At 69.8% G+C, this 7,662-nt stretch carries 8 protein-coding genes and 2 pseudogenes; 3 read left to right on the top strand and 7 right to left on the bottom strand.

What is annotated here, in order from left to right; translation table 11 throughout:
• Positions 1-133 precede the first annotated feature (133 nt).
• Both P3T29_RS24625 and P3T29_RS24620 read right to left on the bottom strand, forming a co-directional pair.
• Positions 134-539, bottom strand: a pseudogene (locus P3T29_RS24625) (site-specific integrase); the annotation flags it as partial.
• Between the two features lie 270 nt (positions 540-809).
• Positions 810-1,160, bottom strand: a pseudogene (locus tag P3T29_RS24620) (helix-turn-helix domain-containing protein); the annotation flags it as partial.
• A 98-nt stretch (positions 1,161-1,258) separates the two neighbouring features.
• Between P3T29_RS24620 and P3T29_RS24615 the strand changes: the two are divergent.
• Together P3T29_RS24615 and P3T29_RS24610 are read left to right on the top strand one after the other, a co-directional pair.
• Positions 1,259-2,470 (top strand): pyridoxal phosphate-dependent aminotransferase, encoded by a 1,212-nt coding sequence (locus P3T29_RS24615; RefSeq protein ID WP_280718792.1) that lies wholly within the window; start codon positions 1,259-1,261, stop codon positions 2,468-2,470.
• Positions 2,471-2,524: 54 nt separating this feature from the next.
• Positions 2,525-2,857 (top strand): YnfA family protein, encoded by a 333-nt coding sequence (locus P3T29_RS24610; RefSeq protein ID WP_280718791.1) that lies wholly within the window; start codon positions 2,525-2,527, stop codon positions 2,855-2,857.
• A 22-nt stretch (positions 2,858-2,879) separates the two neighbouring features.
• Here P3T29_RS24610 and P3T29_RS24605 read toward each other — a convergent pair whose 3' ends face one another.
• Positions 2,880-3,458, bottom strand: a complete 579-nt coding sequence (locus tag P3T29_RS24605; protein ID WP_280718797.1) for a Uma2 family endonuclease — start codon at positions 3,456-3,458, stop codon at positions 2,880-2,882.
• Between the two features lie 128 nt (positions 3,459-3,586).
• On the opposite strand from P3T29_RS24605, the gene P3T29_RS24600 reads away from it, so the two are divergent.
• Positions 3,587-4,069 carry a peroxiredoxin gene (locus P3T29_RS24600; protein ID WP_280718790.1) on the top strand — a complete coding sequence of 161 codons (483 nt, stop codon included), beginning with the start codon at positions 3,587-3,589 and terminating at the stop codon, positions 4,067-4,069.
• A gap of 92 nt (positions 4,070-4,161) precedes the next feature.
• Here the strand turns inward: P3T29_RS24600 and P3T29_RS24595 are convergent, their stop codons facing one another.
• The 4 genes from P3T29_RS24595 to P3T29_RS24580 all read right to left on the bottom strand — a co-directional run bounded on the left by P3T29_RS24595 (position 4,162) and on the right by P3T29_RS24580 (position 7,553).
• Positions 4,162-4,803 carry a hypothetical protein gene (locus P3T29_RS24595; RefSeq protein ID WP_280718789.1) on the bottom strand — a complete coding sequence of 214 codons (642 nt, stop codon included), beginning with the start codon at positions 4,801-4,803 and terminating at the stop codon, positions 4,162-4,164.
• A 180-nt stretch (positions 4,804-4,983) separates the two neighbouring features.
• Positions 4,984-6,144, bottom strand: coding sequence for a 4-hydroxybenzoate 3-monooxygenase (locus tag P3T29_RS24590; protein ID WP_280718788.1), 1,161 nt, complete (start codon positions 6,142-6,144; stop codon positions 4,984-4,986).
• Between the two features lie 142 nt (positions 6,145-6,286).
• Positions 6,287-7,063, bottom strand: coding sequence for an aminotransferase class IV family protein (locus tag P3T29_RS24585; RefSeq protein ID WP_280718787.1), 777 nt, complete (start codon positions 7,061-7,063; stop codon positions 6,287-6,289).
• A gap of 85 nt (positions 7,064-7,148) precedes the next feature.
• The gene (locus P3T29_RS24580; protein ID WP_280718786.1) at positions 7,149-7,553 is read right to left on the bottom strand and encodes a (2Fe-2S) ferredoxin domain-containing protein; all 405 of its coding nucleotides are present in this window, start codon (positions 7,551-7,553) and stop codon (positions 7,149-7,151) included.
• Positions 7,554-7,662 lie beyond the last annotated feature (109 nt).

Raw genomic sequence — 7,662 nt, 5'->3', positions numbered from 1 at the left:
GGTCAAGGGCAGGCGGGATCGGGGATGCTGCGTCGGCAGGCACGGTCTTCCAGACAGGTCACGGGGTGTCGAGAACTCCATGATCTTGGAAGCCGCGCCTGTCCTGCCTTCAGGGCACCCACCAGCCAACAGATCACCACAAACCGGGCGTCAGCCAACTACGCCGAAGCCCTGCTGCACAAAGTGGCGGTTCGTCGCTGTCGTCGGGCCGGGTGGCGGGCTGGGCGGGGTTGCGGAGGGCGTTGCCGAGGAGGTCGATGGCGTCGCGTTGGAGGCGGAGTCGGACGTGTAGACGGTGGAGGTAACGCCGATGTGGGCATGGCCGAGGAGTTCCCTGATCACGACCAGTTCGACGCCCTGTTCGAGCGGCAGGGTCGCGGCGGTATGCCTGAGGTCATGAAACCGGATGCGGAAAAGCCGGGCCGTTCCGCACAACGCTGTGAAGTGCCGGGTAAGCGTGGACGGCTCGATGGGTGAACCATCCGGCGCGGTGAAGACAAGCTGCTGCCCTTCCATGCCTTCCCAGTGGCTTGGCGCTCGGAGGAAGTCACCGGGAAGGATATCGGGCCCAATCTGAGGCTTCTGGCCAACAGGAACTGGGCAGTCACGGACATTTAAATAAGTTCTCCTCGGCTCCACAGGAATGGCGGAAATTCAGGAGCCTCCATCAGATCACTCTGATGGAGGCTCCTGTTGTGTCGACAGATGGGCACAGCGCGTAGGGCATCGCCCAACGCCCTCGCTCAGCCCTACGATCCCCCACCAGCAGCAACACCAGCCGCAGAGGCGCCACCCGCCACCCCCGTGACCCAGTGCTCCCGCACGGCGTCCGTCGGCCGGGGCTCGCCCAACGCGTCGAGGCCCCACTCCCCCAGCGCCCCGACGACCTGACGGAGCGTCAGTCCGCGCTCCGTCAGCTGGTACACCGTCGCGTTGGCCGGGCGTTCCAGCTTGCGGCGGACGACCAGGCCCTCGCCCTCCAGTTGCTTGAGGCGGGTGGCGAGGATGTCGGTGGAGACGCCCGGCAGGTCGGCGTGCAGGTCGGTGTAGCGGCGCGGGCCCCCGAGCAGCTCACGGACGATCAGGAGGCTCCAGCGTTCGCCCACGGCGTCCAGGGCGCGGGCGATGGCGCAGTACTGGTCGTAGCTTCGGCGTGACATGCGGATCAGCATAGTCAAAAGGTTGGACTTTCCAAGTGGTTACTTGGTAGAACAAAGCAACCAGACGATGGTGCGGTGTGACGGTCGGGAGGCCGCTGATGGAGTTTCGACAGTCCAGCAAGCTTGCGGGCGTGTGTTACGAGATCCGTGGGCCGGTGGTCGACCAGGCGAACGCGCTGGAGGAGGCCGGGCACAGCGTGCTCCGGCTGAACACCGGGAACCCGGCGCCCTTCGGCTTCGAGGCGCCGGAGGAGATCCTGCAGGACATCATCCGCAACCTCCCCAACGCGCACGGCTACAGCGACTCGCGCGGCATCCTGCCCGCCCGGCGGGCCGTGGTGCAGTACTACCAGCAGCGCGGTGTCGAGGGCGTCACGGTGAACGACGTCTACCTCGGCAACGGTGCCTCCGAGCTGATCCAGATGGCCGTCCAGGCGCTGGTGGACGACGGCGACGAAGTGCTCGTCCCTGCGCCCGACTTTCCGCTCTGGACGGCGGTGGTGCGCCTGGCCGGTGGCAAGGCGGTGCACTACCTCTGCGACGAGGAGGCGGAGTGGTACCCCGACCTCGACGACATCGCCTCGAAGATCAGCCACCGCACCAAGGCCATCGTCGTCATCAACCCCAACAACCCGACGGGCGCGGTCTACCCGAAGGAGCTGCTGGAGGGCATCCTCGAACTCGCCCGCCGGCACGGCCTGATGGTGCTCGCCGACGAGATCTACGACAAGATCCTCTACGACGACGTCGAGCACCACTGCCTCGCCGCGCTCGCCGACGACGTGGTGACGCTGACCTTCAACGGCCTCTCCAAGGCGTACCGGGTGGCGGGCTTCCGGAGCGGCTGGCTGATGGTCTCGGGCCCCAAGCAGCACGCCAAGGACTACCTTGAGGGCCTCACCATGCTCGCGGGCATGCGGCTCTGCCCGAACGTCCCGGCCCAGTACGCCGTCCAGGCAGCACTCGGCGGCCACCAGTCGATCAACGACCTCACGCTGCCGAACGGCCGCCTCACCGAGCAGCGCGACGTCACCTGGCGGGCGCTCAACGAGCTGCCCGGCGTGAGCTGCGTCAAACCCAAGGGCGCGCTGTACGCCTTCGCCAAGCTGGACCCGGCGGTGCACCGGATCGTCGACGACGAGAAGTTCGTGCTGGACCTGCTGCTCCGCGAGAAGATCCACATCGTCCAGGGCACCGGCTTCAACTGGCCCCGCCCCGACCACTTCCGCTTCGTCACCCTCCCCCGCGCGGACGACCTGGAGACGGCCATCAGCCGGATCGGGCGCTTCCTCACCACGTACCGGCAGTGACCCTGGCCGGTGACCCTGGCCGGTCACCTGGGCCGGTGACCTAGGCTCATCAACATGACCGTCCTGCGCTCCATCGCCCTCTTCGCCCTGGCCGCCGTCGCCGAGATCGGCGGCTGCTGGCTGATCTGGCAGAGTGTGCGCGAGTCCCGGCCCTGGTGGCTGGCCGGGATCGGCGTCGTGGTGCTGGGCGGCTACGGCTTCGTGGCCGCCCTCCAGCCGGACAGTCACTTCGGCCGGGTACTGGCCGCGTACGGCGGGGTGTTCGTGGCCGGTTCGCTGCTCTGGGGCGTCGTCGTGGACGGCTTCCGGCCGACCAGGTACGACGTGACGGGCGCGGCCATCTGCCTGGCCGGAGTCGCGGTCATCATGTACGGCCCCCGCCGCTGAACCGGACCACTCGGGCAGCGGCTCAGCGCACGTACGTCTTGAGGATCTCCGTCTCCAGCCTGAACCCGACCGGAGCGGGAAGGTCGACCGGGTCTCCGTAAGCGCGGGTCACAGCAGTGCGGTATCTGCCACCTCGCGGATCGCTGTGGACGGCGACCTCGCAGCGCTCACGGTCGACCAGCAGGTACACCGGGATGCCCGCCTGGGCGTACGCGGCAGGCTTCTCCACCCGGTCGCGCCGGTCGGTGTCGGTGTCGTAGGAGGTGATCTCCACCGCCATCAGGACGCCCTCGGGCGCCGCCCACTCCCCCTGCCCCGCGAAGTGAGCCACCGGCGCCAGCACGCCGTCCGGCCGGGCGCACCCGCTGCGGTACTGCTCGACGCGCAGCCCCTGATCGATGTGCAGGTCCAGCTCCGGCCGGTGCTGCATGCACTGCCGGAGCAGCCACATGATGATCGCGCCATGGTCGCCGTCGGGCACGGCCTTGACCCCCAACCGTCCGTTGATGAACTCCAGCGTCACCGTCTCGGGAGCCGCTGCGGCGATCTGCTCGAACTCCTCGACCCGCATCTGCGGCCGGCCGGTGGCCATGGCGGTCATCATGAACTCCTTCAGCCGTTACTGTGCCACCGTACTACCGAGATGGCCCCACGACGGCGGACGTGACCGCCGTGCCCCGGGCCACAGTGCACCGCCCCCGAAGGTCCCCGCCCCCCGAAGGAATCCCGATGCCCAAGCCCCCCGAGCCCGGTTCCACCGCCCCCGACTTCGTGCTGCCCGGTCTGCTGCTGGGCGGCGACACCGCCGAGCGGCGTGAGTACCGGCTCGCCGATGCCAAGGGCGGCCCGCTGGTGCTGGTGTTCTACCCCGGTGACGACACGACGGTGTGCACCAAGCAGCTCTGCTCGTACACCTCGGACCTCGACCGGTTCAAGGAGCTGGGCGCGACGGTCTGGGGCGTCAGCCCGCAGGATCTGGACAGCCACGAGTCGTTCGCGCGCAAGCACCGGCTGGCCTTCCCGCTGCTGGCCGACGCCGACCGGGCGGTCGCCAAGGCGTACGGGATCGCGGTGCCCGGGCTCGGGCTGCGCAGGTCGGTGTTCATCCTGGACGAGAACGGGGCGGTCCGCTGGAAGCACGTGGCACTCGCGGGTCTGACGTTCCAGCACAGCGACACCCTCGCCGAACAGCTCGCCGCGCTCAAGAAGTGACGCTCTGACAGAAGTAACGCTCTGAGGAAGTGACGCTCTCAGGAAAGTGGGAGCGGCGGCGGGCCCGCAACAGCTGCGGGCCCGCCCGACCGTCAGGGCCGGTCGTCCCACTGCTCGCCGGCGCGGCGCAGGATCGCGTAGTCGTCGATCCGCGTGCCGTCCTCGGGTACGGCAGCGCTCGCTCGGGGAGCGTCCAGGGCGGTGGCGGCGGGCGCCCGGTCCGCCGGTACGAATTCGGGGTTGAACCTCTCGTGGATGTAGATCGACGGGACGCCGCTCTCGGAGAGCACGTAGGACTTGAAGGCGCAGCGGGCCGCGCTGCCGTCGGCCTCCCAGTGGTCCAGCCCCGACGCGATCAACCGTCGGGACTGGCTGAGCCCCAGCGCGATCAGGCCGTGTCCCAGCGGGGTACGGCGATCGCCGAGCAGCCCGTACATGGCTCCGCGCTGCTCCGCGTTGGCCACCACGAGGTTGCGGGAGACGACGGCTCCGGACTCGGTGCGCAGTTCCGAGTGACGCACCAGCAGCTCGTGGTGCGGGTCCGCCTCGATGGCGGCGCGGATCTCGTGCGGAAACTCGAGTGCCAGGAACCTGCTCTGATACGGCACTTCGAGGTGCAGCCGCCGCCCCAGCAGCGCCTGCAGCAGCAGCGTGGTCGACCCGTCGGAGGCGAGCAGCATCCGCGTCTCGGCAGCACTGAACGCCGTTGCAGGTGACACAGTAATGGTTGACATGATCAAGATCTCCCCCTGGAACGGCCTCAGTTGTAGACTCCAGGCCTGGACACATCCGGACACCCACGCCGGACACCCACGCATGGATCCGCCGTCAGCCGGTGCCGACTGTCCCGACGGTGCTTGCTGAACGCCGCCGTCCCACCCGGTGCGCAGGTCTGGGCAGCGGACCCGGGCGGGTCAGACGACGCCGACGTAGGAGTTCGCGAACATGGCGGCGTAGCTGGGCACGCTCCTCAGCTGGGACAGCCTCGAGAGCTGGAGCCGGTGCATGAACTCCCGTTCGCCGGAGCCCGGTTCCGGTGCGTGGAGCAGCTGCAGCATCCAGTGCGAGAACTCCTGGGCCTGCCAGACCCGGGAGAGGCAGGTGGCGGAGTAGCCGGCCAGGCGGCCGCTCTCCCCGTCGGCGTAGTGGGCCCGCAGCCCGGCGGCCAGCTCCTGTGCGTCGGCGATCGCCAGGTTCATCCCCTTGCCGCCCGCCGGGGTGATGATGTGGGCGGAATCCCCCACCAGGAACAGCTTCCGGTGGTCCATCCGCTCCGCGACGTAGCTCCGCATGTCCAGCACGGCCTTCTCGATGACAGGGCCGGTCGACAGCTCCCAGCCGGGCACCGCGAGCCGCCGCTCCAGGGCTTCCCAGATGCGCGCGTCGCTCCAGTTGTCCGCCGAGTCGCCGACCGGGCACTGGAGGTAGTAGCGGCTCACCGTCGGGGTGCGCAGCATGTGGCCGGCGAACCCGTCCTCGTGCAGGGCGTAGACGATCTCCTTGGTGGAGGGGGGCGCCTGCGCGAGGACCGCCAGCCAGCCGAACTCATACCGCTTGGAGAACGCGCCGAGCCGCTCCGCCGGGACCGCCTGGCGGGAGACGCCGTGGAAGCCGTCGCATCCGGCTACGAAGTCGCACTCGACGACCAACTCCGCGCCATCCGCCGCGGACTGCGCGCTGATCACCGCCGAGTCGACGTCCACCCCGGTGACCGGGTGGGAGAAGTACAGCCGCCCGCCGCGCTCCAGATAGGCGTCGGCGAGGTCCCGGACCAGGAACTGCTGCGGATAGACGTAGTGCTCGTAGCCGCCCGCCAGCTCACCGTACGGGATCGAGAAGCTCTCGCCCCGGTACCGGAACTCGCAGCTCGCGTGCGGAACCCCTTCGGCCCGCAGCCGCCCGGAGAGTCCGAGCGAGTCGAGGAAGGCGACCGTGCGGTGCTCGATGAGACCGGCCCGGGCCCGGGACTCCACGTGGGCCCGGGAGTACTTCTCCAGCACCACCGTGCTTATCCCGAGCTGCTCAAGGGAGTTGGCCAGCGCCAGTCCGGCCGGCCCCGCTCCGATGATTCCCACCTGGGCCCGAATACGCACGTCCCCCACACCCCCGGCTTGTTGCGGGGCAGTGCCATGGAAACCAGAATTCGACGGCCCCCCGCGATCCTGCCCCCATCGTAGGGCCGATTCGAGCGGGGAGGGCGCCGGGGCCCGTCCGGGCTTACAACTGATCGTCCGGGATGCCGAAGTACGCCTTGCGCAGCTCGTCGATCACCGGGTGGTCCGCCGCGAAGGCGATGTCGTCCACGGCGGCGATGGGCCGTACACCGATGGCGGCGTTGGTCGCGAAGGCCGCCTCGAACCCGCCGAGCCGACCGAGCGTCACCTCTTCCGTCCGCCAGTCGCGGACCTGTCGCAGCAGCTCCATCGTGGTGCCCGGCAGGCTGTCGGCCTCGGGCCGGACCACCTCGTCGCCCCGGACGAAGCCGATGTTCCAGGTGCCGCCCTCGGAGACCACCGACCGGCCGTCGACGAACAGGACGTCGTCGTAACCGGCCCGCTGCGCGAGCCGTCGCTGGTGCAGCGCCCCGAACAGACCGACGCTCTTCACGGCGGGCAGATCGCGTACGAACTCCATGGACCGCACCCGGATCGCCGGCAGCGACATGCCGCCCGCCGGGCGGGCCGTCACGAGTACCGCCGGGTCGGCGTCGCCGCCGATGTGCCCGATGTCGAGCGCGGGGTCGAAGACCGTCACCCGGAGTACCGCCGCGCCGCCGCCTGCCGGCACCGCCCGGCGCAGGTACTCCAGCAGGCGTCCGGGGTCGAGCTCCGCCCCGAAGACCACCCGGCAGTCCCGGACCAGCCGCTCCAGGTGCAGCGCCAGCCCGCGCACCCGGCCGCCCTCGACCCGCATCGTCGTGAAGTGCCCGTAGTTGGTCAGTGCCAGCGCCCGGAGCTCCTCGGGGCCCACCGGCCTGCCATTCAGTTCCTCCATGAGCCCAGCATCCCACCGTCCGCCGGGCCGGTTCGATCCGGTTCGGCGGACGATGTCAACTCCGGCGGTGTCAACTCCGACAGCCTCAGGCGGGCAGGCCCTGGCCGACGCGCCGCGAGACCGCGAACTGCTGCAGGTCGAGCGTCCCGGGCGGCTCCGCGATGCCGGGGCCGCCCGCCTGGACCCAGTCGGATATCTCGTCGAGCATGTCGTCGGCCAGCACCCATCCCAGCCAGACCGGCCGTCCGCCCGCCTTCCGCCCTTCGGCGGAGGGGCTGACCACCACCACGTTGGAGTGGTCGCAGGCGTCCAGGCACGGGACCGCCCGGACCTTCCCTGCCGTACCGATGCCCGTACGCAGCCGCTCCAGCTGACCGGGGTGGTCGACGTCCGGGTGCTTCACCGCCACTCCGCAGCAGCAGCCCCGGCAGACGGTGACCGTGACAGGTGCGGCCGGGGCGGCGGTCTCCTTGCGGGGGCGACGAGCCATCAGCTTCCTTCCGAGAGGGCCCGCCGACACGCGCTCACGCGCAGCAGCCGCAGGCCGTTGGGTCCGGCGATCACGGCGGAGCCGACGGCCCCCGCACCCGATGATTCTG

This window comes from Kitasatospora sp. MAP5-34 (assembly GCF_029894335.1).
GTDB lineage: Bacteria > Actinomycetota > Actinomycetes > Streptomycetales > Streptomycetaceae > Kitasatospora.
The sequence above is the reverse complement of the archived record's forward strand: the minus strand, read 5'-3'. Positions and strand labels throughout refer to the sequence as shown.

What these genes read in the sequence shown, in the direction of transcription:
- P3T29_RS24615 (WP_280718792.1), top strand. Translation starts at nt 1,259, where the DNA reads ATGGAGTTTCGACAGTCCAGCAAGCTTGCGGGCGTGTGTTACGAGATC.
- P3T29_RS24610 (WP_280718791.1), top strand. Translation starts at nt 2,525, where the DNA reads ATGACCGTCCTGCGCTCCATCGCCCTCTTCGCCCTGGCCGCCGTCGCC.
- P3T29_RS24605 (WP_280718797.1), bottom strand. Translation starts at nt 3,458, where the DNA reads ATGACCGCCATGGCCACCGGCCGGCCGCAGATGCGGGTCGAGGAGTTC.
- P3T29_RS24600 (WP_280718790.1), top strand. Translation starts at nt 3,587, where the DNA reads ATGCCCAAGCCCCCCGAGCCCGGTTCCACCGCCCCCGACTTCGTGCTG.
- P3T29_RS24595 (WP_280718789.1), bottom strand. Translation starts at nt 4,803, where the DNA reads ATGTCAACCATTACTGTGTCACCTGCAACGGCGTTCAGTGCTGCCGAG.
- P3T29_RS24585 (WP_280718787.1), bottom strand. Translation starts at nt 7,063, where the DNA reads ATGGAGGAACTGAATGGCAGGCCGGTGGGCCCCGAGGAGCTCCGGGCG.
- P3T29_RS24580 (WP_280718786.1), bottom strand. Translation starts at nt 7,553, where the DNA reads ATGGCTCGTCGCCCCCGCAAGGAGACCGCCGCCCCGGCCGCACCTGTC.